The sequence below is a fragment of the Levilinea saccharolytica genome (assembly GCF_001306035.1).
Taxonomy (GTDB): Bacteria; Chloroflexota; Anaerolineae; order Anaerolineales; family Anaerolineaceae; genus Levilinea; species Levilinea saccharolytica.
The window spans coordinates 62501-86771 of the sequence record NZ_LGCM01000014.1; the positions used below are offsets into that span (position 1 = coordinate 62501).

The 24271-nt window shown below is 60.6% G+C and carries 20 protein-coding genes and 1 rRNA gene (1 of these 21 only partly in view); 8 read left to right on the plus strand and 13 right to left on the minus strand.

The features are described 5' to 3' along the window. A 16S ribosomal RNA gene (locus tag ADN01_RS03070) occupies positions 1-1214 on the minus strand (it extends 286 nt beyond the left edge of the window). Between the two features lie 709 nt (positions 1215-1923). On the opposite strand from ADN01_RS03070, the gene ADN01_RS03075 reads away from it, so the two are divergent. The 3 genes from ADN01_RS03075 (at position 1924) to ADN01_RS03085 (ending at position 5682) form a co-directional block, all read left to right on the plus strand. Then, the gene (locus ADN01_RS03075; protein WP_062416968.1) at positions 1924-3813 is read left to right on the plus strand and encodes a VanW family protein; all 1890 of its coding nucleotides are present in this window, start codon (positions 1924-1926) and stop codon (positions 3811-3813) included. A gap of 71 nt (positions 3814-3884) precedes the next feature. After that, complete coding sequence (locus ADN01_RS03080; RefSeq protein WP_062416967.1) at positions 3885-4106, plus strand: Trm112 family protein; 222 nt, start codon at positions 3885-3887, stop codon at positions 4104-4106. Between the two features lie 103 nt (positions 4107-4209). Beyond that, positions 4210-5682, plus strand: a complete 1473-nt coding sequence (locus ADN01_RS03085; RefSeq protein WP_160318369.1) for an LCP family protein — start codon at positions 4210-4212, stop codon at positions 5680-5682. A 753-nt stretch (positions 5683-6435) separates the two neighbouring features. Here the strand turns inward: ADN01_RS03085 and ADN01_RS03090 are convergent. The 3 genes from ADN01_RS03090 to hutU are packed head-to-tail and all read right to left on the minus strand — an operon-like array spanning position 6436 to position 9309. After that, the gene (locus tag ADN01_RS03090) at positions 6436-7290 is read right to left on the minus strand and encodes a superantigen-like protein SSL4 (RefSeq protein ID WP_062416965.1); all 855 of its coding nucleotides are present in this window, start codon (positions 7288-7290) and stop codon (positions 6436-6438) included. After that, on the minus strand, positions 7290-7655 hold the full coding sequence (locus ADN01_RS03095) for an Asp23/Gls24 family envelope stress response protein (protein ID WP_147238960.1): 366 nt from the start codon (positions 7653-7655) through the stop codon (positions 7290-7292). Before ADN01_RS03095 ends, ADN01_RS03090 begins: the two co-directional genes overlap by 1 nt. After that, positions 7645-9309: a urocanate hydratase gene (gene hutU / locus ADN01_RS03100; protein ID WP_062416963.1), complete on the minus strand. Its 1665-nt coding sequence runs from the start codon at positions 9307-9309 to the stop codon at positions 7645-7647. Before hutU ends, ADN01_RS03095 begins: the two co-directional genes overlap by 11 nt. Positions 9310-9504: 195 nt before the next feature. Between hutU and ADN01_RS03105 the strand changes: the two genes are divergently transcribed. After that, the gene (locus tag ADN01_RS03105; RefSeq protein ID WP_062416962.1) at positions 9505-10008 is read left to right on the plus strand and encodes a GNAT family N-acetyltransferase; all 504 of its coding nucleotides are present in this window, start codon (positions 9505-9507) and stop codon (positions 10006-10008) included. Positions 10009-10038: 30 nt separating this feature from the next. Continuing rightward, on the plus strand, positions 10039-10614 hold the full coding sequence (locus ADN01_RS03110; RefSeq protein WP_062416961.1) for a nitroreductase family protein: 576 nt from the start codon (positions 10039-10041) through the stop codon (positions 10612-10614). Between the two features lie 68 nt (positions 10615-10682). Here ADN01_RS03110 and ADN01_RS03115 read toward each other — a convergent pair whose 3' ends face one another. The 9 genes from ADN01_RS03115 to hrcA form a co-directional block, all read right to left on the minus strand. After that, entirely contained in the window at positions 10683-11618 is a 936-nt protein-coding gene (locus ADN01_RS03115) for a sensor domain-containing diguanylate cyclase (protein ID WP_062416960.1), read from the minus strand. A 123-nt stretch (positions 11619-11741) separates the two neighbouring features. After that, positions 11742-12473 (minus strand): phosphatase PAP2 family protein, encoded by a 732-nt coding sequence (locus ADN01_RS03120; protein WP_062416959.1) that lies wholly within the window; start codon positions 12471-12473, stop codon positions 11742-11744. Continuing rightward, entirely contained in the window at positions 12466-13632 is a 1167-nt protein-coding gene (locus ADN01_RS03125) for a YgeY family selenium metabolism-linked hydrolase (protein WP_062416958.1), read from the minus strand. The genes ADN01_RS03120 and ADN01_RS03125 overlap by 8 nt, the downstream gene beginning before the upstream one ends. A 138-nt stretch (positions 13633-13770) precedes the next feature. Continuing rightward, positions 13771-14112, minus strand: coding sequence for a PAS domain-containing protein (locus ADN01_RS03130; RefSeq protein ID WP_062416957.1), 342 nt, complete (start codon positions 14110-14112; stop codon positions 13771-13773). Between the two features lie 192 nt (positions 14113-14304). Next, positions 14305-15219: a 50S ribosomal protein L11 methyltransferase gene (prmA, locus tag ADN01_RS03135; RefSeq protein ID WP_062416956.1), complete on the minus strand. Its 915-nt coding sequence runs from the start codon at positions 15217-15219 to the stop codon at positions 14305-14307. Then, positions 15212-16336, minus strand: a complete 1125-nt coding sequence (gene dnaJ, locus ADN01_RS03140; RefSeq protein ID WP_062416955.1) for a molecular chaperone DnaJ — start codon at positions 16334-16336, stop codon at positions 15212-15214. The genes prmA and dnaJ overlap by 8 nt, the downstream gene beginning before the upstream one ends. A 168-nt stretch (positions 16337-16504) precedes the next feature. Next, positions 16505-18421: a molecular chaperone DnaK gene (gene dnaK, locus ADN01_RS03145; RefSeq protein ID WP_062416954.1), complete on the minus strand. Its 1917-nt coding sequence runs from the start codon at positions 18419-18421 to the stop codon at positions 16505-16507. 9 nt (positions 18422-18430) lie between these two features. Beyond that, on the minus strand, positions 18431-18988 hold the full coding sequence (gene grpE / locus ADN01_RS03150) for a nucleotide exchange factor GrpE (protein WP_062416953.1): 558 nt from the start codon (positions 18986-18988) through the stop codon (positions 18431-18433). Positions 18989-19016: 28 nt separating this feature from the next. Next, positions 19017-20057, minus strand: a complete 1041-nt coding sequence (hrcA, locus tag ADN01_RS03155; protein WP_062416952.1) for a heat-inducible transcriptional repressor HrcA — start codon at positions 20055-20057, stop codon at positions 19017-19019. Positions 20058-20309: 252 nt separating this feature from the next. Here hrcA and ADN01_RS03160 point away from each other — a divergent pair, with 252 nt between their 5' ends. Genes ADN01_RS03160 through ADN01_RS03170 form a run of 3 tightly spaced genes read left to right on the plus strand, consistent with a single transcriptional unit; the run spans position 20310 to position 24069 of the window. After that, positions 20310-21728 carry an MFS transporter gene (locus tag ADN01_RS03160; RefSeq protein ID WP_062416951.1) on the plus strand — a complete coding sequence of 473 codons (1419 nt, stop codon included), beginning with the start codon at positions 20310-20312 and terminating at the stop codon, positions 21726-21728. A 4-nt stretch (positions 21729-21732) separates the two neighbouring features. Next, positions 21733-22638, plus strand: a complete 906-nt coding sequence (locus ADN01_RS03165; RefSeq protein WP_062416950.1) for an alpha/beta hydrolase — start codon at positions 21733-21735, stop codon at positions 22636-22638. 21 nt (positions 22639-22659) lie between these two features. Next, on the plus strand, positions 22660-24069 hold the full coding sequence (locus ADN01_RS03170; RefSeq protein WP_062416949.1) for an MFS transporter: 1410 nt from the start codon (positions 22660-22662) through the stop codon (positions 24067-24069). Positions 24070-24271: the final 202 nt, after the last annotated feature.

Sequence of the window (24271 nt, forward strand, 5' to 3'; positions counted from 1 at the left end):
CGACCTATTGTACTTGCCATTGTAGCGTGTGTGTAGCCCAGGACATAAAGGCCATGCTGACTTGACGTCATCCCCACCTTCCTCCGGCTTAAGACCGGCGGTCTCGCGTGACACATGTAACACACGACGAGGGTTGCGCTCGTTAGCGGACTTAACCGAACATCTCACGACACGAGCTGACGACAGCCATGCAGCACCTGTGCAAGCTCCCCGAGGGGTCGGTCGCCTTTCGGTTTCCTACCACTTGCATGTCAAACCCTGGTAAGGTTCTTCGTGTAACATCGAATTAAACCACACGCTCCGCTGCTTGTGCGGGGCCCCGTCAATTCCTTTGAGTTTTAACCTTGCGGCCGTAGTCCCCAGGCGGTAGACTTATCGCGTTAGCTTCGGCACTGACGGATTTGAACCCGCCAACGCCAAGTCTACATCGTTTACAGCTAGGACTACCGGGGTCTCTAATCCCGTTTGCTACCCTAGCTTTCGCGTCTGAGTGTCAGAAATGGGCCAGGAGGCCGCTTTCGCCACTGGTGTTCCTCCGGATATCTACGCATTTCACCACTACACCCGGAATTCCGCCTCCCTCTCCCATCCTCTAGCCCGAAAGTATTCAACGACCTCTCCCAGTTAAGCCGGGAGCTTTCACATCGAACTTTCCGAGCCACCTGCACGCGCTTTACGCCCAGTAAATCCGGATAACGCTAGTCTCCTACGTGTTACCGCGGCTGCTGGCACGTAGTTAGCCGAGACTTATTCTGAGGGTACTGTCCTTCCTCATCCCCTCAAAAAGTGCTTTACAACCCGAAGGCCTTCATCGCACACGCGGCGTTGCTGGTTCAGGCTTTCGCCCATTACCAATATTCCCTACTGCTGCCACCCGTAGGTGTATGGACCGTGTTTCAGTTCCATTGTGGGGGGTCACCCTCTCAGGTCCCCTACCCGTCATCGCCTTGGTAAGCCGTTACCTTACCAACTAGCTGATGGGACGCAGGCCCCTCCCGAAGCGAATTACTCCTTTAATCACCAGATTCTAAAACCGATGATCACATGGGGTATTAGCAGCCCTTTCGAGCTGTTGTCCCCCACTTCGGGGCAGGTCACCAACGCGTTACTCACCCGTTCGCCACTGAGAAAGTATTGCTACTCCTCCGTTCGACTTGCATGTATTAGGCACGCCGCCAGCGTTCATCCTGAGCCAGGATCAAACTCTCCGCATAATTTGTAACACCTTTCGGTGTTCGTTTACGGATCAAGAATGACGTTGCTCTTCTTCCTATCACTCTTCAGTTGTTAAGGTGCTGTCCATCAGAAGGCTCTTATTCTACACCCGGTCGTTTTTTCTGTCAAGCTTTTTCGTCCCACCAGTTTTTTCGAACTGGCAGACAAAATTACCGATGCCTTTTCCTTTTCGCTTTGCCTGCGCTCGCTTGCTTTCGCTTGCTCTGCTTCGGGTCAACATCGGCGTTTCGACGACAGGGTCCCTTTGTGATGCCTCAGGGATGGATTTTCGATTGTTACCGATCTGCTTTTGGCGAGATCGTTTCTTGACTTGAGGATTTCAATTCTACTTCCGCTTCTTTATTCTGTCAAGGGTATTTGTCAGACATTTTTTGCGAATTTCGCTTTTTTCGTCTGTTTCCCTCAACCGCGGGATCCTCTTTTTTTGTCAAGGTTCTGCTCGCTGCGCTTGTTGTTTCTGTCTCCCACAGCGAAGCTGGATTATACACCAGCCTCCCTGCCTGTCAAGGGATTCCACAACCAATTTTCAAAATTGGTCCCCCCCTTTCTTTTCCCCCCCCACCGCGCGGGAACTTCGCCCGCCCCAGCGGCGTCTTATCCCCAACACCGGGCCGTCTTTCCATACTATGCCCCTCGCCGCCGCGGCTGCCGCGTTCATTCTTGACCTTTTTCGGTATAATCATTTCTATGCACACCACCACCTACCATTCCCAGCGCCGCGCTCAGCGCGACCGCGATCTCCTCGAAAAAGCCCTCCTGTCCCTGGCCACGGGCGCTGTGGGTTTCTTTTTCTTCTTTCTGCTGGCCCTGGGCGGTTTTGAGCTGCTGCACCTGACGCGCATTTACCCCGGGGTCAGCGTGGCGGGCGTGCCCGTGGGTGGGCTGACCGAGACTGCCGCCGCTCGGCGCCTTTCGGAACGCCTGGTCTTTCTCCAATCCGGCCAGGTGACGCTGCGCGACGGGGATCGCACCTGGGTCTACACCCCGGCCCAGCTCGGCCTCTTTTTGGACCCCGAAGCCTCGGCGCGCGCCGCCTTTAGCGTGGGGCGCCAGGGCAACCTCTTCCAACGCCTCACCACCCAGTTCGCCGCCTGGCGCGACGGCCGCGGTCTGCCCCCGGCGCTGGTGTGGGATGAGCGCCGCGCCTTTGAAGTGCTCACCCAGTTGGCCGCCGAAACGGATGTGGCCGTGGTGGAGCCGACCCTACAGATCAACGGCACCGAGGTGGTGGTGCTGCCCGGCCAAACCGGGCGCGCGCTGGATCTGCCCACCAGCCTGGGGCTGCTTTCGGCCCAGCTGCACAGCCTGCAAAACGGCTCAGTGCCGCTGGTGGTGAATGAGGTTCGCCCGGTGATCGCCGATATTGAAGGACAGGCCGATCTGGCTCGGCGCGTGCTCAGCCAGCCGCTCAGCCTGGTCATGCCCCCCAATCAGGGCGATCAGCAAGGCCCATGGACCTTTGACCCCGCCACCCTGGCCGGCCTGCTGGGCTTTGAGCGCGTCCACAACGGCGATGAGGCCAGCTACCAGCTCACCCTCAACAGTCAGGCGCTGGGCAGCTACCTGGCGGAGCTGGGGCCGCGCTTGGCGCGCTACCCCCAGAACCCGCGCTTTACCTTCAACGACAGCACCGGCCAGCTGGAACTACTGCAGCCGGGGGTGATTGGCCGCGCCCTGGATGTGGAAGCCAGCCTGGCCTCCATCCGCGAGAAAGTCATGCGGGGCGAGCACAATGTGGAACTGGCCTTCACCTTCACCCCGCCGCCGGTCAGCGATCAAGCCACGGGCGCAGACCTGGGTGTGCGCGAACTGGTGATCTCGCAGTTCTCCTATTTCTACGGCTCCGGCCCAGAGCGCATTCAAAATATCCAGGCCGCTGCCGCGCGCTTCCACGGTCTGCTGGTGCCCCCTGGGGCCACCTTCTCTATGGCCGAGGCCCTGGGCGATATCAGCCTGGAAAACGGCTACGCCGAAGCGCTGATCATCTCCGGCGGCCGTACCATTCAGGGCGTGGGCGGGGGCGTGTGTCAGGTCAGCACCACCCTCTTCCGCACGGTCTTCTTCGGCGGCTATCCGGTGGTCGAGCGCCATCCGCACGCCTACCGCGTGTCATATTACGAAAAAGAAGATGGCAACCGGCGCAACCCCCGCCTGGCGGGGCTGGATGCGGCCGTGTTTGTGCCGCTGGTGGACTTCAAATTCATCAACAATTCCTCCAGTTGGCTGCTGATGGAAACCTATGTCAACCCCACCTACAGCAACATCCAGTGGAAGTTTTATTCCACCAACGACGGGCGCAGCGTGGACTGGGAAACCACCGGGCCGACCAACGTCAAAGAAGCGCCCAAGCCCTCGTATAAAGAAAATCCCGATCTGCCCACCGGCGAGGTGAAGCAGGTGGATTACGCCGCCGACGGCGCTGAAATTCGCGTGATCCGGCGGGTGTACAAAGACGGTGCGCTTTTCTTCGAAGACAGCTTCTATACGGAATATCAGCCCTGGCAGGCCATGTATGAATACGGCCCTGGAACCGAGGGCATGCCGCCCGAAGACACCGAGGAACCCGCCGCCGAATAGCCACACGCGCACAGTTTAGGCCGTGTGGTACAATTGGAAAAGTTAACCTGTGATTTTTTGTGGAGGCATCTATGGTCAGCTCAGAACTGCTGGAAATCCTGCGTTGTCCGGCTTGTGTACGTGAAAAAGAAGGCCTGCTGGACCTGACAAAGGACACCTGGCTGGTGTGCCGCGACTGTGGCCGCAAATACCCCATCGTTGACGATATCCCCGTGATGCTGATTGACGAGGGCGACAAGTGGGCACAAACCGCGGTGGACGCGCTGCCCGTTCCTCCCCCTGCGCCCCAGTAAACCCTCCCGAAGCCGCACTACAGATTCATGCTGGAATCAAACTTGCAACCTTAACCCAGCATTGAACCTGCCTTCGGGCTGAAAATCGGATAAAATAATGGCTATGTCCCGATCTCAAATTCGTATGGCGCGCCGGCGGCAGCCGCTGGACCGCCTGACAATTATTCTGTTGGTCGTCTTTGCCGTTGTGGCGGTGATCACGGCGGTGTTGGGATTCATCGTGGTACGCAACCTGGTTAATTCCTGGACGATGACCTCGGATTTCGGCGCACAGCCCGAAATCAGCAATGACCCCAACGCCATCCCCGCCTTGCCCGGCACGCTGCCCGGCGGTGTCAGCGCCACCGACCCGCTGCAGCCCGCGGGCGGCCCCACCCCAGAACCCTGGGACGGCGCCAGCCGCGTGAACGTGCTCTTCCTTGGCCTGGATTACCGCGACTGGGAAGCGGGCGAAACCCCGCGTTCCGACACGATGATCCTGTTCACCTACGACCCGCTCACCAATTCGGCGGGCATGCTCTCCATCCCCCGCGACCTGTGGGTGAACATCCCCGGCTTCGATTACGCCAAGATCAACACCGCCTATTACCTGGGCGAAATCTACAAGCTGCCCGGCGGCGGTCCTGCGTTGGCCTCAAAGACGGTGGAACTGCTCCTGGGCGTGCCAGTTCACTTTTACGCGCAGGTGGACTTTAACACCTTCGTGCGCATCATTGACGAGCTGGGCGGCCTGGACATCAACATCCCCAACAAAATCTACGTGGACCCCGTCGGCCCGCGCGAGCCGGTTTGGCTGTACCCCGGCGTGCAGACCCTGGACGGCGCCGCCACCCTGGCTTTTGCCCGCGCCCGCCACACCGAAGGTGATGATTTCACCCGCGCTAAGAACCAGCAGCTGGTCATCATGACCATCCGCGAGCAGGTGCTCAGCCTGAACATGCTGCCCACCCTGGTGGCCAAAGCTCCCGCGCTGTATCAGGAGCTTTCTTCGGGCGTGCGCACCAATTTGAACTTCCAGCAGATCATGAAGCTGGGCATCTCCATCATGGAAGTGCCGGATAAACAAATCAAGCGCGCTGTGATCAATGAAAGCGCGGTCTCCTTCGCCACTTCGCCCGACGGCCTGGCCATCCTGATCCCCGTGCCGGATAAAATTCGCCTGCTGCGCGATAAGATCTTCACCACCAGCGGGCCGGTGGCCCCGGCGGCGGTGGCCAACATTACCCCGCAGGCGGGTCAAACCGATGTGCAGGGCGCCGAGCTCACCGCGCTGATGGCCGAGGAAAAGGCGCGCGTGGCCGTGCAGAACGGCACGCAGACCCCCGACCTGGCCTCGCGCACGGCCAATTTCTTCCGTTCGCAGGGGCTGAATGTGGTGGAAGAAACCAACGCCGACCGAGTTTACAGCGCCACCACGCTGATTGTGGTCAACGGTAAGCCCTACACCATCAAGCATCTGGCCGAACAGATGGGCGTGAAGACGGAGAATATTTTCAACCGCTACGATCCCAACGCCTATGCGGATGTGATTGTGATCCTGGGCAACGACTGGGCACAAAGCAACCCCATGCCCTAAGCTGAGTTTGCAAAGACCAACAGGGCGCCGCTCGGCGCCCTGTTTTTGATTCCTATTCTTGTGTCATCGCGAACCGCGAAGCGGTGAAGCGATCTCACCTTTGAGGTGTAGACTGCTTCGGCCGGAAAGATCGCCCGGCCTCGCAGTGACACATCAATAAGATGTCATCACGAACGGATCGTAGGGGCGCGTCTGAGACGCGCCCGTGGTGCATAATCAAAAGGCACGTTCGATGAAGCTGAACACGACCCACTCATCTTCGCGTCCTTGGCGCCTTCGCGGTTCAAAGACAAAGCTTTTTACCGCCAAGGAACGAAGGGCGCCAAGAAAGCGTATATACGAACCCCTGGCGTTCCGGTATGTTTGAAGGAGCCGCGCAACGCACCCGTTCAGATGTCATTGCGAACCCCCCGTTTTTTTGGGGGGGTGAAGCAATCTCTACCCCGAAAGGCGCAGATTGCTTCGCCGCTTCGCGGCTCGCAATGACATCCCGGGGGCGGAGGCCATCCGGTGCGTTCGATGAAGACGCGCGGTTCCCCCCCGGTCTTGCTTGGCGTCCTTGGCGTCTTTGCGGTTTAAAAAGGGCACGGGCCAAAATCGCCCGTGCCCGTACATGGTGTGCCTATCGCTTGACCGCTTCGCGTCCTTCGCGGTTCAAACACAGTGTAGGTGCCGTTCCGGATTCGCTCAAACAAAAAAGGCGCGTTCGATCCAGCAGAACGCACCCTCCACAGCCAATCCTGTCCAAAAGCCCTAAGGCAGCACAAACACCAGCTTCCACCCGCCCAGGTACGCTTTCCCCTCCGCGTCCTTACAGGGTGTCGCACTCAGCCCCTCCACCAGCTCGCCGCCCTCGCCCGCACGCAGCGTGTAGGTCACATCCGGCTGCATCACAAAATCGGCGTAACCCGGGCTGATCTCTGGGTACAGGCCGGTGAAGAAAGCATTCTCCCCACCCTCCCAGGTGATCTGAATGCGCACCCCCGCCAGCGGGTTGCCGCCGCCGTCCAACGTCTCCACCGCCAGCAGCCTGGCCGGGCGCTGCGGGTCGCACACCACCTGCTGATCGTCCAGCCGGAACGGCGCATCCTGGGTGGGCTGGCGGGTGGGCGAAGGCCGCGGGGTAAAGGTGGGCGGCTGCGGACGGGTGGGCGAAGGGGCCGGGGTGGGCGTCTGAATCTGCTCATCCGGGCTAAGGGTGGCCGTGGGCGGCAGGGCCGGATCGTTGGCCGCCGGGGTGCCCGCGCTGGTCTGCGGCGGCAGGCTGCCCTCCGGCAAGTTCAGGTCAGAAGAAAGGCGCGCCAAAGCCCGCGCCGTATCCACCGAACCCCCCGCGGCCAAAATGCGCTGAGCCTGCGCCCCCAGTTCAAAGCTGGGACGGTCGTCCTTCAGCAGCGCCAGCCGCCCGCGGGCGCGGCCTAAATCGCCCGAATAGGGGTAGGCCTGAGCGATGAGAATGCGGTATTGATCTTTAAATTCCGGGCGCAGCGCGTCCGGCGAGGTGTTGGCATACTGCACCGGGTCGAGGAACCAGGCATAGAGCAAGCCCAGGGCCAGGCCCATCAGCAAACCGGTCAGCAGATACCAGGGGCCGCGGCGCTCATCCATCAGGGACCGCCCTCCGCGTACCAGGTTTCCAATGCGCTGGAAAGCCGCCCCAACAGCTCCATATCCGCCTGAGAATAGCCCAGCTGGCTGGCGGTCAAAATGGCCCGCTGCACGGTGCGCACCGGCTGCGGGTCGCCCAGCAGAGCCAGCTGCCGCCCCGCCAGGGCAGGGTCTTTTTCCACCTGATAGATTTCTGCCACCATCAGCACATAATCGGCCTGATAATCGGCCCGCAGCTGGTCGGGCGTGGTGTCTACATAGCGCACCGGGTTGACCACCCAGCCGTAAAAGACTCCCATGCCGGCGCCCAGGAAAATGCTCAGCAGAAACCAGAAAAAGCGTTTGAAGCGCACCCTAGGACTCATCCTTTTTCATCATGGGGATCTTAATCCCACCGCGGCGCGCCGCAGCCAGCGCCTCGGGGTAGCCCGCATCTACATGGCGCACCACGCCCATGCCGGGGTCCGTGGTCAGCACGCGTTCCAGGCGGCGCGCCGCCGCCGGGGTGCCGTCAGCCACGATCACCTGCCCGGCGTGCTGGCTGAAGCCAATGCCCACGCCGCCGCCGTGGTGGAACGACACCCAAGTCGCCCCGCCTACCGCGTTGATCATCGCGTTCAAAATCGGCCAATCGCTGACCGCGTCCGTCCCGTCGCGCATGCCCTCCGTCTCGCGGTTGGGTGAAGCCACCGAACCCGAATCCAGATGGTCGCGGCCGATGACGATGGGGGCTTTCACCACGCCCTTAGCCACCATTTCGTTGAATTTCAGGCCGGCTTTGGCCCGTTCACCGTAGCCCAGCCAGCAGATGCGCGAGGGCAGGCCCTGGAAATGAATTTTCTCCTTGGCCATCACCAACCAACGGCGCAGGTGCTCATCTTCCGGGAAGAGTTCCATAATGGCCTCGTCCGTGCGGTAGATGTCTTCCGGGTCGCCCGAAAGCGCCACCCATCGGAAAGGCCCCTTGCCCTCGCAGAACAGCGGGCGAATATAGGCGGGGACAAAACCGGGGAAGTTGAAGGCGTCCTTCACGCCGTTGTCAAAGGCTCGCTGGCGCAAATTGTTGCCGTAGTCAAACACCTCGGCGCCCTTGCGCTGAAATTCAAGCATGGCCTTGATATGCTCCGACATCGAGTCGAGGGAGCGTTTTTCGTATTCTTTGGGATCCTCGGCGCGCAGCCGGGCGGCCTCTTCCAGGGTCATGTGGGCGGGCACGTACGCCATCACATCGTGCGCGGGGGTCTGGTCGGTGACCACATCCGGGATGATGCCGCGCAGGGCCAGTTCGGGGAAGATCTCGGCGGCGTTGCCGATGAGCGCCACCGACAGCGGCTTGCCCTCGTCGCAGGCCTCCTGCACCAGGGTCATGGCTTCTTCCAGCGTATCCACAATCACATCCACGTAGCGGTGTTCCAGGCGGCGGCGGGCGCGCTCTGGGTCAATTTCGACCACCAGCCCCACGCCCTCATTCATGGTGATGGCCAAAGGCTGGGCGCCGCCCATCCCGCCCAAACCGGCGGTGAGGGTGAACTTGCCTTTCAGCGAGCCCCAGCCGCGCTGGACGGCCAACGACCCCAGGGTCTCATAGGTCCCCTGCAAAATCCCCTGCGTGCCGATGTAAATCCACGAACCGGCCGTCATCTGACCGTACATGATCAGCCCTTTGGCGGCCAATTCATCAAAATGCGCCTGGGTGGCCCAATGCGGCACCAGGTTCGAATTGGCGATCAGTACGCGCGGCGCATCGGCGTGGCTCTTAAAGACCGCCACGGGTTTGCCGGACTGCACCAGCAGGGTTTCGTCATCTTCCAACTCTTTTAAGGTTTCCAAAATGGCGTCAAAGGCTTCCCAACTGCGGGCGGCCTGCCCGCGGCCGCCGTACACCACCAGATCCTCGGGGCGTTCGGCCACTTCGGGGTCCAGGTTATTCTGAATCATGCGGTAAACCGCTTCGGTGAGCCAGGACTTGCACGTCAGCTGCGTTCCACGGGGAGCGCGCACAACACGGGGACCAGACATTTGGATGACCTCCGGAAAAGGATGATAGACATACCCTGGTATAAATTATACGACAGGTGCAGGTTTTTTTGATAACATCCCCCGGCGCCGGCTGGCTTTCGCGCAAAAGGAGCCTGACCTGGGGCAATTTGGGGTAACATCAAGAGAGGCTCGCGGTGCGCGCCGCGGGCTAACCCACACCCACGGAGGTGAGGCTTGAACGATTGGGAATTAGCCGCGTTATCCCCCAGCCATTGGCCGGCCGTACGGGCGGTGTATTTGGAAGGCGTTGCCACGGGCAGCGCCACCTTTGAAACCAACGCGCCCGAGTGGGACAGCTGGGATCAGCACCACCTGGCGCACAGCCGCCTGACCTTGTGGCGAGCCGGAGAGCTGGCCGGGTGGGCTGCCCTCTCGCCGGTCTCGTACCGCCCGGTGTATGCCGGGGTGGCCGAGGTGAGCGTGTATGTGGCCGCGGCATTCCGCGGGCAGGGGGCCGGGCGAGTGCTGCTGAGCACCCTGGTGGAAAGCGCAGAACAGCACGGCATCTGGACCCTGCAGGCCGTCATCTTCCCCGAAAACCAGGCCAGTTTGCGGCTGCACCAGAACTGCGGCTTTCGGGTGGTGGGGCGGCGCGAGAAAATTGGTAAAATGGGAGATGTATGGCGCGATACGCTGTTGTTGGAACGGCGCAGCACCCGCGTTGGCATCGAGGTTTGAGCCTACCCTTCGAGAATTGAGGAGAACCCCATGATTCGAGACTATATCCTGAAAAACCGCAGCTACCGGCGCTTTGACGGCGCCCACTCCATCAGCGCGGACACCCTGCGCGAGTTTGTCGACCTGGCTCGCTTATCAGGTTCGGGGGCCAACCGCCAGCCGCTCAAATACATCCTTTCCTGCACGCCCGAAAGCAACGCCAAAATCTTCGACACCCTGGCCTGGGCGGGCTATCTGCGCGATTGGGGCGGCCCGGTGGAAGGCGAGCGTCCCACCGCATACATCATCCTCCTGGGCGACAAAACGATTTCCCAAAGCTTCGGCATTGACCCCGGCATCGCCGCACAGAGCATTTTGCTGGGCGCGGTGGAACACGGTCTGGGGGGCTGCATGATCGCTTCGGTGAAGCGCGAAGCCCTCATCGCAGCTCTGGGGCTGGCCGAGGAATATGAGATTCTCCTGGTGATCGCCCTGGGTAAGCCGGTGGAACGGGTATTTTTGGAGCCGCTGCCCAACGACGGGGATATCAAATACTGGCGCGACCCCAGCGGCGGGCATCATGTGCCCAAGCGCGCGCTGGACGAAATCATCCTGGCTGAAATTTAAACAGGCAAGCATAAGGGGGGAGCCGCGGCTCCCCCCTTCTCTGGATCATCCCATCTTCATCCCGATTTTTATTCGCTCGTTTGTGCTGGCTCTTCCGGCTCAAACAAGGTCACGCGGTTGCGTCCCGCGGCCTTGCTCTCATACATCTTTGCATCCGCTCGCGCGATGAGGGTCTCCAGGGTGTCTTCGGGCCGGGCCAGGGTGCCGCCCAAAGACAGGGTCACCTGCAGCGAACCGGCAGCATGACTGAGCTGCGAATGTTCCACCAGCAGCCGCAGCCGTTCGGCCACTTGCAGCAGGCCCGCCCGCCCCACACGCGGCAGCAGCAGCACAAATTCTTCACCCCCCCAACGCCCTACAAAATCATAGGACTGCACGTTGCGCATCAGCGTCTGCGCGATCATGCGCAGCACCTGATCGCCGGTCTCGTGGCCGTAGGTGTCGTTGACCCGCTTAAAATGATCCACATCCGCGAAGAGCACCCCAAAGGGCGAGCCGTACGACTGAAATTCCATCAGCGCGGATTGCAGCTTGAGGGTGGTGTAGCGGCGGTTACCGCAGCCGGTCAGGGCGTCAATCAGGGCGGCCTGCTGCCATTCGCTGATCTGTTCCAAGGCAGAAAGCTGGGCGGAGTTATCGTTAAAGATCTCGACCGCGCCCACAATGTCCCCCTGGTCGTTGCGCATGGGGCTGACGCGGATGGAGACGGGCACGCGGTGGCCGTCATGATGGTGCAGGAAAGCGTCCACCTGCCGTTCCTGTCCATCTTCGATGGTTTGCATCAGCGGACAGCCGTCAAAGCATAAGCGCCGCCCGTTGGCATCCACATGCATGAGGATATTGTCGTAGCAGCGGCTGTGCAGCACGTCGCGGCGCGAATACCCGCTGATGCGCTCCGCCCCCTGATTCCAATACGTGATCAGGCGGTCGCGATCCACAAAATAGACCCCATCGTACAGATGGTCGAGAATGCGCTTATACAGCTCGTTGCTATCGTTCAGCATTCGAAGTCCAGGCCGTTAACAGCGGCGGGCGCTCCTTAAATCAATAGGGTTTACACCATGACCATTATACAAAAGAACCCGGCACGCCAGACAGCAAAAAAGATCAATTGTATAAAGTTGGGGTTAAAACAGGCTCAAGGCGACGCGGTACACCAGCAGCCCCCAGGCCGAGCCGATCAAAGCCCCCGCGGCCACATCCCGCGGGAAGTGCATGCCAATGTACATGCGGCTTAAACCCACCAGCAGCGCCAGGGCATACAGCCCCAATCGGAAAAGTCCCCCCAACGCAATACCCTGATCTACAAGCACCGCCAGCAAAAAAGCCTGGGCGGTGTGACCGGAGGGGAAAGACAGGCTGCGTTCGCGCCAGCCGATGATGTTAAGGTGCGGCAGGTGGGTAAACGGACGTTGGCAGGCCGTAAACCATTTCAGCACTTCCACCAGCGGCCAAAGGGTCAAAACAGCCCCCGCCATCATCACCCCCAGCAAGCCCCAGCCGTGCAGGGCCAAAGCCAGCGCCAACAGCAGCCCAAAGCCGCCGTTGCCAATCTGCGTGACCACAAACATCAGCCGATCCATCCAGACTACCCGGCGCGCATGGCGGTTGACGGCCAGCAGCAGGCGCTGGTCGGCGCGAAAGACCGCCGGCCAGGTGAGCGAAAGCACCACCAGGGCAAAACCCGCCAGCAGCGTGGCCAAAGCGCGGCTAGCTTGCAGCAGGATGACCAGCAGGGGCAGCAGAGAAGAGCTGCCAGAAAGACCCAATCCGGTCAGGATTCCGGCCAAAGCCGCCGCGCGCCGCTTGAGCTGGGTGGCGGGCAGAGAAGCAGGCAGGGGTGCGGGGTGATTATCCAAAGGTTCCTAACACGTTCGCCAAACCGATAAACCCGTGCAGACCCTTAAGCAGTTCATCCACGGCGATATATTCATCCAGGCTGTGGGCCACATGGATGCTGCCGGGGCCAAACACCAGGGTGGGAATGCCCGCCACGCCGGCCGAATAGCTGCCGTTGGTGCAGTAGGGGGTGGTATAGACTTCTGGGCGGATGCCGCCGCGGGCGATGCCGTGCTTGCCCAGGCTGACCCAGGCCGAATCCGGCTCCATGCGCCAGGCCGGGTGAAAATCGGGCGTTTTGAACACCTGGCCGGTGTAGGTGGTGTAGCTGACCTCTTCCAATTCCAGGCCCCAATCGCGCAGGTCTGAGAGCGCATGGCGGTAAATTTTCAACACAGACTGTTCCGTTTCACCTAAAATCAGGCGGCGGTCGTAGGTGACGGCGCAGGCAAAAGGAACGGTGGAAGCGCTGGGGTAAGGGCTGGAAACCACCTGCACCGGCTCCATCACCGCCTGCCCAATCCAGGGGTCCTGCGGCACAGGCACGCGGGAAATGCGCTCAATCAGGGTGGGCATTTTAAACACGGCGTTGTCGCCCTGTTCGGGGGTGGAGCTGTGGGCGGCTTTGCCAAACACCGAAAAGCGCATCCGTGCGCGGCCCTTATGCCCAATGCCCAGCCGGCAGTCGGTCGGTTCGCCGATGACCACCCCCTGCGGCTGGAGCGCGTCCACCACTTTGGCCAGGGAGGCCCCTTCGATGATCTCTTCGCCCACCGAGGCCACCACATAGAGCGTGCCGCTGAAGCTCTGGCGGGGGATGGATCCCAGGCCCACCACAATACTGGCCAGGGAGGCCTTGGTATCCGTAGAGCCGCGCCCCCACACGCGATCTTGCAGTTCCTCGCCGCCGTAGGGAGCATGGGTCCAATCGCGCGGGTCGCCCTCCGGCACCACATCCATGTGCGCGTCAAAGAGGATGCTGGCGCCGCTGTAGGGGCTGGTGCGTTTGCCGATGACGTTGCCGTAATCGTCGCGCCAGATCTCGTCAAAGTCGAGGGCGCGCATCTTTTGTTCCACGGCCTGTGCCACCCGCTCTTCGCGGCCCGACAGGCTGGGCAAGGCCACCAGCTGCTTTAAAAATTGGACGGTTTCGGTTTCCAGGTTCATTTGCTGTGCCATGATGAATCTCCGCGGAGCTGTGGGGGAAGGGGGTACTGACTTTATTATACGAACTCACCCGCGCTTACAAAGCCGACAAAGCTCACCAAAAGCGCGGTCACCCTTCCCATATCACCGGCGGCAGCCGCCTGACAGGGCTTAGCCGCGGATGAAGTGCGGCATTTCCGCGGGGATGACCACCGACAGCTCGATGAACCCGGCAAACTGGCCGTCTTCATACCAGGGGGCCTGATAGATCAGCTTTTTCTGTCCGTTTTTCTCAATGGTGTACACGTTGGGGGTTTGCCCGTCCATCATGCCGCGCAGCTTTTGGCGCGACGCCTCCGAATGACAGGCAAACACATCCGAGCCGATCAGGCTGTGTCCGCCGCTGGAGGCAAACACCCGCGCCGCCTGATCGTTCATCTCCACAATGGTGCCGTTCACGTCGCAGACGGTGATGGCGCCGGGGAAGCTTTGAATCCATGCTGGAATGCTCATTGGGCCCTCGCAGAACAGGAAATTGATCCCATCTTACACAAAATGGGGCCAAAGGGGAAGGGCAAACCAGCCAGGCCTGATCCGCAGATGACGCAGATTTCGCAGATCCACCCTCGTACCCACCGCGCCTAACAAAAAAGGTGCGTTCGATACACCCGAACGCACCCTTGTGATTAACCTTCAACCATCAGCCTAGCGCCGCAGAACGATGGCCACCCAATCGCCCATCTGCGTCGTTTCCAGATGGGTATACCCCTCAGCCTCGGCCCGTGCCTGCACCGCCGCGGCTTGCTCATCCAAAATGCCCGAAAGCACCAGAATCCCGCCCGGCTCCACCAAATCCCCCAGGCCGTCGTCAAACAAGCGCAGAATGATGGGGGCCAGAATATTGGCCAAAACCAACGGGGCCGCGCGCAGGCTGAACTGCCCGGCGCGAATTTCGGCCACGGAACCTTTGCCAATCTCCAGGCCGGTCTTCACCCCGTTGCGCTCGGCGTTTTCCAACGTGGCGCGGGTGGATTCATCATCAATATCCACCGCCAGGGTGTGCCCCGCGCCCAGCTTAATGGCCGCGATGGAGAGGATGCCGGAGCCGCAGCCCACATCCATCACCTGCTGGCCAGGGGTCAGATATTTTTCAATCATAGCCATGCACAGCTGGGTGGTGGGGTGGGTTCCGGTTCCAAAAGCCATGCTGGGGTCAATTTTCACCGCCACGCGGCGCGGGTCGCTGGATTCCACCCAGGCGGGCAGCACCAACAAACGCTCGCCGATGGGGATGGGGCGGTAATGCTGCTTCCAGGAAGCCATCCAGTCTTCGTCATCAATCACGCGGAAGGTAGGCTCCGGCAGGGGCTGAATCTGGCCCAAGTGCCACAGGGCTTCCACCAGCTTTTGGCGCTGCTCCTCCAGATCGGGCGTCACCAGCAAAAAGCCGTACACCCGCACGGGGCCAAATGCCGTACCTTCATCCTCGGCGTTGGCGTAAATCACGCCGCTTTCCACCACCACGCCGTTTTTCACATAGCGCGCCATCACATCCGCCACGGCTTCGGCCAGCTCACCGTCCACGGTCAAAGACACTTCCAACCAATGGGCCTTATCCACCCAGAACCTCCTTGAGAATATCCATAAAACTCTTTTCCTGCGGGCGCACTTCGCTGCCCAGGGTCTGGGCCAGATCTTCAAACAGCTTGCGCTGTTCTGCGCTCAGTTTGGTGGGGATCTCCACCGAAACGACCACATGCTGATCGCCGCGGCCGCTGCCGCGCAGTTGGGGCACGCCTTTGTTCTTCAAGGTAAAGACCTTGCCCGGCTGGGTCCCCGCCGGAATTTTCAGGCGGGAAGGGCCGTCGAGGGTGGGCACTTCAATTTCCGCGCCCAACACCGCCTGGGCGATGTTGATATTCAAGTCGAGGAGGATATCGTTTTGGCGGCGGCGGAAAAACTGGTGGTTGGCCACGCGCATCTCAATGTACAGGTTGCCGTTGGGGCCGCCGTTGGCACCCGGCTGGCCTTCACCGCCCAGCCGCAGCTGCGTGCCGTTATCCACCCCGGGGGGAATGGTGACCACTTTGCGAATGGTGCGCCGTTCCAAACCGCGCCCGCGGCAGGTTTTGCAGGGGTTGCTGATGACCTCCCCCTTGCCGCCGCAGGATGGGCAGGTGACCACCTGTACCATCGAACCGAAGATGGACTGGCGCACCGTGCGCACCTCTCCCTGCCCGTTGCAGGTGGCGCAGCGGGTGGGGCCGCTGCCGGGTTCCGACCCGCTGCCGTGACAGGCGGAGCAGGTTTCATCCCGGGAAATTTCAATCTCTTTATCTGTGCCGAAAATGGCTTCTTCAAAGGTCAGCTGCAGCACCGTGCTCAAGTCTGCGCCGCGGCGCGGGGCGTTGCGCGAACGGCGCGAAGATCCCCCGCCGCCAAAGCCAAAGCCAAATAAGCCTTCCAGAATGTCCGAAAGGTCAATATCGGCATAGTTGGGAATGCCGCCCATGCCGTTCAAGCCTTCCACCCCGTAGCGGTCGTAGGCTGCGCGCTTGTCGGTGTCCGAAAGCACCGCGTAGGCTTCGTTGATCTCTTTAAAGCGTTCCTCGGCGTCCGGCGACTTGTTCACATCGGGGTGATATTGGCGCGCCAGATTGCGAAAAGCAGTTTTCAGCTCGTCTGGGGTGGCGCTGCGCTGCACGCCGAGAATCTCGTAGTAGTCCTTTTGTGCCATCCGTTAATTCACCTGCTTCCCGCGGCCAGCCAGGCAGCCAGCACACCATCCCCGGCGCCAGACGGGGACAGGCGGTTTTTGGGATTTGAACACCTCAGGGATACCCGGCCTGGCGACCGGGTATCCCCGTTGAAATGCGTTTTCAACCGGCTTGCGCCGAAATTGGACTCAGGCGCTGCGGAACTCGCCGTCCACCACGTCATCACCCGCAGGGCCAGCCGCCGGACCGCCGCCCGCATCCCCCGTTGGGCCGCCGCCCATGTCGCCAGGGCCGGCCGCGCCGGGCTGCTGGTACATGCTGGCGCCCAACTGCTGGAGCAGTTCGCTCAGGTGGTCGGAATCGCGCTTGATGGCATCCAGGTCGTTGGCCTGCATGGTTTCGCGCAATTTCTTGGCAGCCTCTTCCGCGGCGCTCTTCCTATCCGCAGGAATTTTATCACCGTACTCCTTGAGGGTCTTTTCGGTGGTGTAAATCAGGTTATCCGCGTGGTTGCGCGCCTCAATCAGCTCTTTGCGCTTCAGGTCTTCTTCGGCGTGGGCTTCAGCTTCCTTGCGCATGCGCTCCACCTCGGCGTCATTCAGGCCAGAGGAAGCTGTGATGGTGATGTGCTGGCTGCGGTTGGTGGCCTTGTCCATGGCGGTCACTTTGAGGATGCCGTTGGCGTCAATGTCAAAGGTCACTTCCACCTGTGGAACGCCGCGCGGCGCAGGCGGGATGCCGTCCAGGGTGAACTTGCCCAGGGATTTGTTGTCCGCGGCCATGGGGCGCTCGCCCTGCAGCACGTGGATTTCCACCTGGGTTTGGCCGTCGGAAGCGGTGGAGAAGATCTGGCTCTTGCGGGCCGGGATGGTGGTGTTGCGTTCCAAAATGGGGGTGGCCACGCCGCCCAGGGTTTCCACCGAGAGGGTCAGGGGGGTCACATCCAGCAGGAGGATGTCTTTCACCTCGCCGCCCAAAACGCCCGCCTGAATGGCCGCGCCGACCGCCACCACCTCATCCGGGTTGACGCCCTTGTGGGGGTCTTTGCCAAATTCGCGGCGCACAGCTTCCTGCACCGCGGGCATGCGGGTCATACCGCCCACCAGAACCACCTCGGAAATGTCGGAGGTCTTCAGGCCCGCATCCGCCAAAGCCCGCCGCATGGGTTCCAGCGAGCGCTGGATCAGGTCCGCCGTCAGCTGCTCCAACTTGGCGCGGGTGAGGGTCATCACCAGGTGCTTGGGGCCGCTGGCGTCCGCGGTGATGTAAGGCAGGTTGATCTCGGTCTGCATGGTGCTGGAAAGCTCAATTTTAGCCTTTTCCGCAGCTTCTTTCAGGCGCTGCAAGGCCGCCCGGTCGCTGTGCAGGTCAATGCCGTTATCGCGCTTGAACTCCGCGATGAGGTATTCCATCACGCGCTGGTCAAAGTCGTCGCCGCCCAGGAAGGTGTCGCCCGAGGTGGCGCGCACCTGGAAAACGCCGTCGCCCACATCCAAAATGGAGATGTCGAAGGTGCCGCCGCCCAGGTCGTACACGGCGATGATTTCGTTCTTCTTCTTGTCCAAACCGTAGGCCAGCGAAGAGGCCGTGGGCTCGTTGATGATGCGCAGCACTTCCAAACCAGCGATGCGGCCGGCGTCTTTGGTGGCGTTGCGCTGCGCGTCGTTAAAGTAAGCCGGGACGGTGATGACCGCCTGAGTCACCGGTTCGCCCAAATAGGCTTCCGCATCAGCCTTGAGTTTGCTCAGAATCATGGCGGAAACTTCCGGCGGGGAATATTCCTTGCCGTCCATAATCACGCGCACATCCCCATTAGGGGCCTTGGCCACGTGATAGGGCACGCGGCCCAAGGAGCGCTGCACTTCGGCATCTTCGAACTTGCGCCCCATAAAACGCTTGATCGAGAAGATAGTATTTTCAGGGTTAATAATAGCCTGGTTGCGCGCGGTGCGGCCTACCAGACGTTCGCGGTTTTTATTGACGGCCACAACCGACGGGCAGAGGCGTTCGCCTTCCGCGGTGGGGATGACGGTAGGCTCGCCGCCGACCATGACCGCGACAACCGAATTGGTGGTGCCCAGATCAATTCCAATGATTTTTCCCATAGATTCCTCCTATCGAGCTACACGAACCAACGCCGGGCGCAGGACCCGGTCGCCGATTTTATATCCATTCTGGAGCACTTCGATGACCTGGCCGCTTTCATGGTCCGGGCTGTCTTCGTGCGTGATGGCTTCGTGAATGGTGGGGTCAAACTGCACGCCCTGTGCGGGGATTTGCAGCACGCCCTCGTTTTCAAGAATGTTGGTTAACTTGCGCTGGATGAGTTCAATCCCATTCGCCCAGGCAGCGCCGTCGCCTTCGGTGGGGCGCGCTTTGAGAGCTCGCTCCAAATCATCCAGGACGGCCAAATACTTCTTAATCACCTCCCCGGTAATGGACTGTGAGATTAAGGCCTGATCGCGTTCAATGCGCTTTTTATAATTCATGAAATCGGCGCGTTCGCGCTGCCAGCCTTCCGAATTCTCAGCAGCCATGCGGCGCGCTTCTTCCAGTTCCTGCTGCAATTTTTGCAATTCCGCCTCCCGTTCAGCCGCGTTGACCTCGGCCTGGGGTTCGGCTTGGGTTTCTTCAGGGGTCGCCTGCGCAGCGGTTTTCTTGTTTTTTGGCATGTACATCACCTCGCTCTGTAAACTTGGTTTATTCCACCAGCGTATCCGCCACCAGTTCACTTAACAGACCCGCCAGAAAGCGGACGGTGGAAATGGCGCGTCCGTAGGGCATGCGCATGGGGCCCAGCACGCCCAGCGTGCCCATGGCCAGGCCAGGGGCGCCGTAGCGCGCCAACACCACCGAACAGCGGCGCAGCTCATCATACGATCCTTCGCCGCCGATGAGCACCTGAACCCCGCCCACCGGGGCATCCGTCAGCACCGTGCTGCGCGTCAGCAGGTCGTTGAGCAGGGTGCGCTCTTCCAGCAGGCGCAGCGTGCGGCGGGCTTCTTCAGAATCGGAAAATTCCGGCTCGCCCACCACATTGGTCAGCCCGTCCAGATACACCTCACCCGAAGGCAGGGCGTCGGCGCGGGCCATTTCATCCACCACCCAATCCAAAATGGCCTGTTCCAGAGCGTCTAAAGGCAGCGAGAGGGCCTGGATGGCCAGGGTGTCTTTGCCTTGCAGCAGCGCGTTCAGGCGGTCAGCCGCCGCCGAAAGCTGCTCCTGTGATACCGGCTCCGAAAGGGTCAGCAGCCGCTGGCGGATTTCGCCGCCCAGCATCACCAGCACCATCAGCACCTGCCGCCCGCGGGTGGCAATCAGCTCCACATGCTTGTACAGCACCTGTTCGGGGTGGGGGGCGGTAACCATCGAGGCCGCGCGCGATTGGCTGGCCAGCACCGAGGCTGCCAGGCGCATCCACTGGTCGGTGTCGTGCCGCATTTGATAAAACTGGTGGGTGATGGTGCGTTGGGTCGAGGAAGGCATATCCGACTGCTGCAAAAGGCGGCCTACGAAATAACGGTAGCCTTCATCTGAGGGCACGCGCCCCGCAGAGGTATGCGGCTGGCGCAGATAGCCCATCTCGGTCAGGGCCTGTAATTCGTTGCGCACGGTGGCCGGGCTGAAATCCAAATGGTAATGCGTCACCAGATGGTTGGAGCCCACCGGCGCAGCCGTGCGGATGTATTCGTGGATCACCAGGGTCAGAATGAGCTTCTGACGTTCACTCAAAGCTTCCATCGCTCACCTTTTTAGCACTCGAACGCTGAGAGTGCTAAAATATACAGGAATGATGATACCATGCCTGAAAATCAGCGTCAAGCGGGCAGCGGCGGTTCTGATAAAAGATTTATATCCGGCCGCTGGGCTTGAAGCAGACATGTACCGGGGGACAGCCAGCATAAAAGTTCATTTAATTCTCTTTGCCTTTTCGGTATGAAAATTTTGTGTTTTTAGGTACAATCAAGCTATCCCGTCCATGTTACCGGTAACATGGAAACCCCTACCCCCATCGAGGCTTTTATGCGCCGAATCGCCAATCCGCTGGTTCAAGACGCCCAAATTCAAACCTCCTCCGGCCAACGCTGGCTGTATGCCCTGGGCAACCTCGGCTGCGCCATCCCCTACCAAACCGTGGGGGCGGTGGCGCTGTTTTTCTATGTGGATGTGCTCAAGCTGCCGCCGCTGTGGGCTTCGGCGGTGATGACCGCCTACGCCATCTTCAACGCGGTCAACAACCCCCTCATGGGTTACCTCTCCGACCGCACCAAATCGCGCTGGGGACGGCGCATTCCGTTCATCTTATTTGGGACAGTGCCCTACGCTCTGTTTTTCGCCGCCCTGTTCCTGGCGCCTTTCAACGGGGCCGACCAACCCGTTGCCCTGCTGATCTGGTTCATCGCAGCCCTGTTCCTCTTTGAAACCCTGGCCACCGTGGTGCAAACCGCCTATTACGCCCTGCTGCCGGAAATGTTCTCCGAGTACCACGACCGCACCAGTGTGGCGGTGCGCATGAATATTTTTATGACGGTGGGGCTGATCATCGGCGCGGCTTTGCCCATCTCGCTGGCATCCGTCCTCGGCTGGCCGTGGATGGGCCTGCTGCTGGGGCTCATCTCTGCTGCCGCCCTGCTGTTTGCCGTGCGCGGCATGTTCGAGCGCCAATCCAACCTCAGCGCGCCCGAAGTGCCCTGGTGGCAGTCGGTGAAAGCCACCTTTTACAACCGCAGCTTCCTCACCATCGTGTTTGCCCAAACCATGCGCCATTTCGCCACGGCTGTGGCCTCCTCCGGTCTGGCGTTCTACACCAAATACAGCCTGGGGGCCGACCCTGCTTCTTCCTCCATGATTCTGGCGACCATTTTCATTGTGGCCACCCTGGCGCTGTACCCGTGGAAGCGTTTCCTGGCCAACCGTCTGGAGGCGCGCACCACCCTGCTGATCGCCTACGCCCTCATGGGCGTGTCCACCATTCCGCTGTATCTGGCGCAAAGCCTGCTGGCGGCCTTGCTCACCGCGGCCTTGATGGGTACCGCCCTGGCGGGGCTGCTGCTCATGGGCGACGTGACCCTTTCGGATGTGATTGATGAAGATGAGACCCAAACCGGTCAGCGCCGCGAAGGCATGTACTTCGGCATGAGCGGATTTGTGATCACCTTTGCCTACGCCCTCAGTTCGCTGGTGTTTGGGTGGCTGTCCACCGCCTACGGCTACGATCCGCTGGCCAGCGCCCAGCCGGAGAGCGTGGCGGAGGGTTTTCGCATCTTCATGAGCATCCCGCCCGCGGTAGGCTCGCTGCTGGCCTTTGCCGCCCTGTGGTTCTACCCGCTGCACGGCGCGCGGCTGAAACAGGTCAAAGCCCTGCTGCAAGCCAAGTCCGCCAGCGCCGATCTGGCCCAACCCCAGGAGTGAACCCATGCCTTTTCTGATCGCTGCTCTGGTTTTGCTGCTGCTCCTGCTGGTGGGCGGGCTGTATTTTGCCTACATTGTCACCTTCCCCAAATGTTTTGGCTTTGAGGAAACCTACGAGATTGAAAAAGCCAGCGGCAAGCTGGTGGAAGCCGATTTTCAGCGCATGGAAAAAGAAGTCCTGCGGCTGCCTTCGCCCCACGGCTACGAGCTGCACGGCTATTACTTTCCGGTGCCCGGCTCCAAACGCGGTGTGATCCTTTCGCACGGCATCACCTACACCCTGTTCGGTTCCGTGAAATACATGAAAATCTTCCGCGACCTGGGGTTCAACGTGCTGATCTACGACCTGCGCAACCACGGCAGGAGCGGCGGGCGCAACTCCACCTTTGGCTATTATGAACGCTGCGACTTGCAGGCGCTCACCACCTGGATGATCGAAAAAATCGGCCCGGACGCCGTCATCGGAACCCACGGCGAGTCGATGGGCGCGGGGATTTCCTTGATGCACGCGGCGCTGGATGCGCGCATCCGTTTTGTGGTCTCGGACTGCAGTTACAGCGATTTGCCCGACCTTTTAAGCTACCGCATAAAACAGGATTACCATCTGCCGGCCTTCCCCCTGATTCCCGCGGCCAGCCTGATGAGTAAACTGCTCACCGGCATGCGCTTTGAGGACGTGCGCCCCGCCCAGGAAGTGCAAAAAATCAATGCACCGGTGCTTTTCATCCACGGCGCGGAGGATGATTTCATCCCCACCCGCCAGGTGTACGCCCTGTACGAAAATAAGACCCGCGGCCCGCGCCAGATGTACGTAGCGCCCAACGCGGCGCATGCCGAATCCTTCTGGACGAATCAAGAAGAATACACCCGGGTAGTCACCCGCTTCTTGATGGAAAATCAAATTCTTTAGCCCTACTTGATGAGGATGATCATGTCTGAAAACCTGGCTTTACAAGAAGAGAAAGTGCCCCTGAAGAGCAGGATCTGGGTATCCATCGCGGATGCTGCCTGCGCCATGCTGAACACCTTTGTGGTCAGCATCGGCCTGACCTATTATTTCACCAGCTTCCGCGGCATGGACCCGGGGCTGGCGGCCACCGTCTGGCTGCTCTTCGGCATCTGGAACGCGGTCAACGACCCGCTGTTTGGCTACATCAGCGACCGCACCAAAAGCGCGCTGGGGCGGCGCATCCCCTACATCCGCTTCGGCGCGCCGCTGATCGGGTTGGCCTTTGTGCTGTGCTGGGTTAATTTTGGCGGCGCACAGGCCAGCCAGACGGTCATGTTCATTCAGATGACCGCCCTGCTGTTCATCTTTGACGTGCTCTACACCGCCATCGCCACCAGCATTTACGTCATGCCCTTTGAAATGGCCGTCTCCAATAAGGCGCGCAGCAGCATCTTCATCTGGAAGCTGATCTTCTCCGTGTTCCCCCTGGCCGTGCCGCTGGTGCTGTGGGGCTTTATTAAACCCGAGCCCGGCGCCAACCCGCTCACCTTCCAGATCATCATGGCGGGTTTTGGCGTGGTCATGGCCGCCCTGATTTTCTTCAGCACCTATTTCTACAAAGAGATGCACTTCCAGCAGGAAGAAGAACAGCTGCCCTTCCTCAAGTCGCTCAAAGAGTGCTTCACCAACCGCTCCTTCATCGTCTTTGAGGTGATCAGCTTCACCATCATCTACGTGCAGACCTCGCTGATGCTGGGCCTGAATTACTACCTGGCTGAGTTTTCCATCCCCGCTGTGCCGCTGTACGCCGCCCTGGGCGTGGGCATTGTCGGCGGAGTGTTCCTGTTCGTCAACCGCCGCGAGCCCTGGGGGGTGAAAACCTGCACAATGGTGATGGCCGCCGTATTCTCGGTGGGCTGCTTCCTGGTGTTGGCTCTGGGCCGCCAGCTGGTTCCGGCCATGCTGGGCATGTTCTGCTTCGGCATCGGCTTCGCCGGGGGCATGTATCTCATCCCGCTGATGAATGGGGATGTGGTGGACATGGATGAACACCGCACCGGCCTGCGCCGCGAGGGCATGTACGCGGGCGTGAACAGCTTCATCACCAAGCCCGCCATCAGCATCGCCAATTCGGCCTTCATCTGGTTCCTGACCCAAAACGGCTACAACTTCTCCGGCCTGTCCGGCACGCAGTCGGCGCAGGCGGAAACCGGCATTCTGCTGGGCTGGGTGCTCATCCCCGGCATCCTGCTGGGCGTGAGCTTCTTATCCCTGTTCTATTACCCCCTGGCGGGCAAAGCCTGGGACGAGATCAAGCACACCCTGGCCCGGCTGCATGTGGAGAAAGAAAAGAACCTGCTGGCCTCCAAGGGCATTCGCTACGAGGGATAACGTCAGAGCCTGATTCATCGCAAAACAGCCTTCTCTGGTGATCCGCCGGGGAAGGCCGTTTTTTCATGCGCTTCCAGGCCTGCCCGCCTGCTTGCCCCAGGGGGCTTTTTCCTTTAGAATAACATCATGCGTTTTTCGGTTTCCGTTTCTGCCATCGCGGGCTTTTTCCGCACCGACCACGACCCGCCCCCGGCGGACCGTC

Coding starts and splice junctions, on each gene's coding strand:
- ADN01_RS03075 (WP_062416968.1), top strand. CDS start 1,924: ATGCACACCACCACCTACCATTCCCAGCGCCGCGCTCAGCGCGACCGC.
- ADN01_RS03080 (WP_062416967.1), top strand. CDS start 3,885: ATGGTCAGCTCAGAACTGCTGGAAATCCTGCGTTGTCCGGCTTGTGTA.
- ADN01_RS03085 (WP_160318369.1), top strand. CDS start 4,210: ATGTCCCGATCTCAAATTCGTATGGCGCGCCGGCGGCAGCCGCTGGAC.
- ADN01_RS03090 (WP_062416965.1), bottom strand. CDS start 7,290: ATGGATGAGCGCCGCGGCCCCTGGTATCTGCTGACCGGTTTGCTGATG.
- ADN01_RS03095 (WP_147238960.1), bottom strand. CDS start 7,655: ATGAGTCCTAGGGTGCGCTTCAAACGCTTTTTCTGGTTTCTGCTGAGC.
- hutU (WP_062416963.1), bottom strand. CDS start 9,309: ATGTCTGGTCCCCGTGTTGTGCGCGCTCCCCGTGGAACGCAGCTGACG.
- ADN01_RS03110 (WP_062416961.1), top strand. CDS start 10,039: ATGATTCGAGACTATATCCTGAAAAACCGCAGCTACCGGCGCTTTGAC.
- ADN01_RS03115 (WP_062416960.1), bottom strand. CDS start 11,618: ATGCTGAACGATAGCAACGAGCTGTATAAGCGCATTCTCGACCATCTG.
- ADN01_RS03125 (WP_062416958.1), bottom strand. CDS start 13,632: ATGGCACAGCAAATGAACCTGGAAACCGAAACCGTCCAATTTTTAAAG.
- ADN01_RS03130 (WP_062416957.1), bottom strand. CDS start 14,112: ATGAGCATTCCAGCATGGATTCAAAGCTTCCCCGGCGCCATCACCGTC.
- dnaJ (WP_062416955.1), bottom strand. CDS start 16,336: ATGGCACAAAAGGACTACTACGAGATTCTCGGCGTGCAGCGCAGCGCC.
- dnaK (WP_062416954.1), bottom strand. CDS start 18,421: ATGGGAAAAATCATTGGAATTGATCTGGGCACCACCAATTCGGTTGTC.
- grpE (WP_062416953.1), bottom strand. CDS start 18,988: ATGCCAAAAAACAAGAAAACCGCTGCGCAGGCGACCCCTGAAGAAACC.
- hrcA (WP_062416952.1), bottom strand. CDS start 20,057: ATGGAAGCTTTGAGTGAACGTCAGAAGCTCATTCTGACCCTGGTGATC.
- ADN01_RS03160 (WP_062416951.1), top strand. CDS start 20,310: ATGGAAACCCCTACCCCCATCGAGGCTTTTATGCGCCGAATCGCCAAT.
- ADN01_RS03165 (WP_062416950.1), top strand. CDS start 21,733: ATGCCTTTTCTGATCGCTGCTCTGGTTTTGCTGCTGCTCCTGCTGGTG.
- ADN01_RS03170 (WP_062416949.1), top strand. CDS start 22,660: ATGTCTGAAAACCTGGCTTTACAAGAAGAGAAAGTGCCCCTGAAGAGC.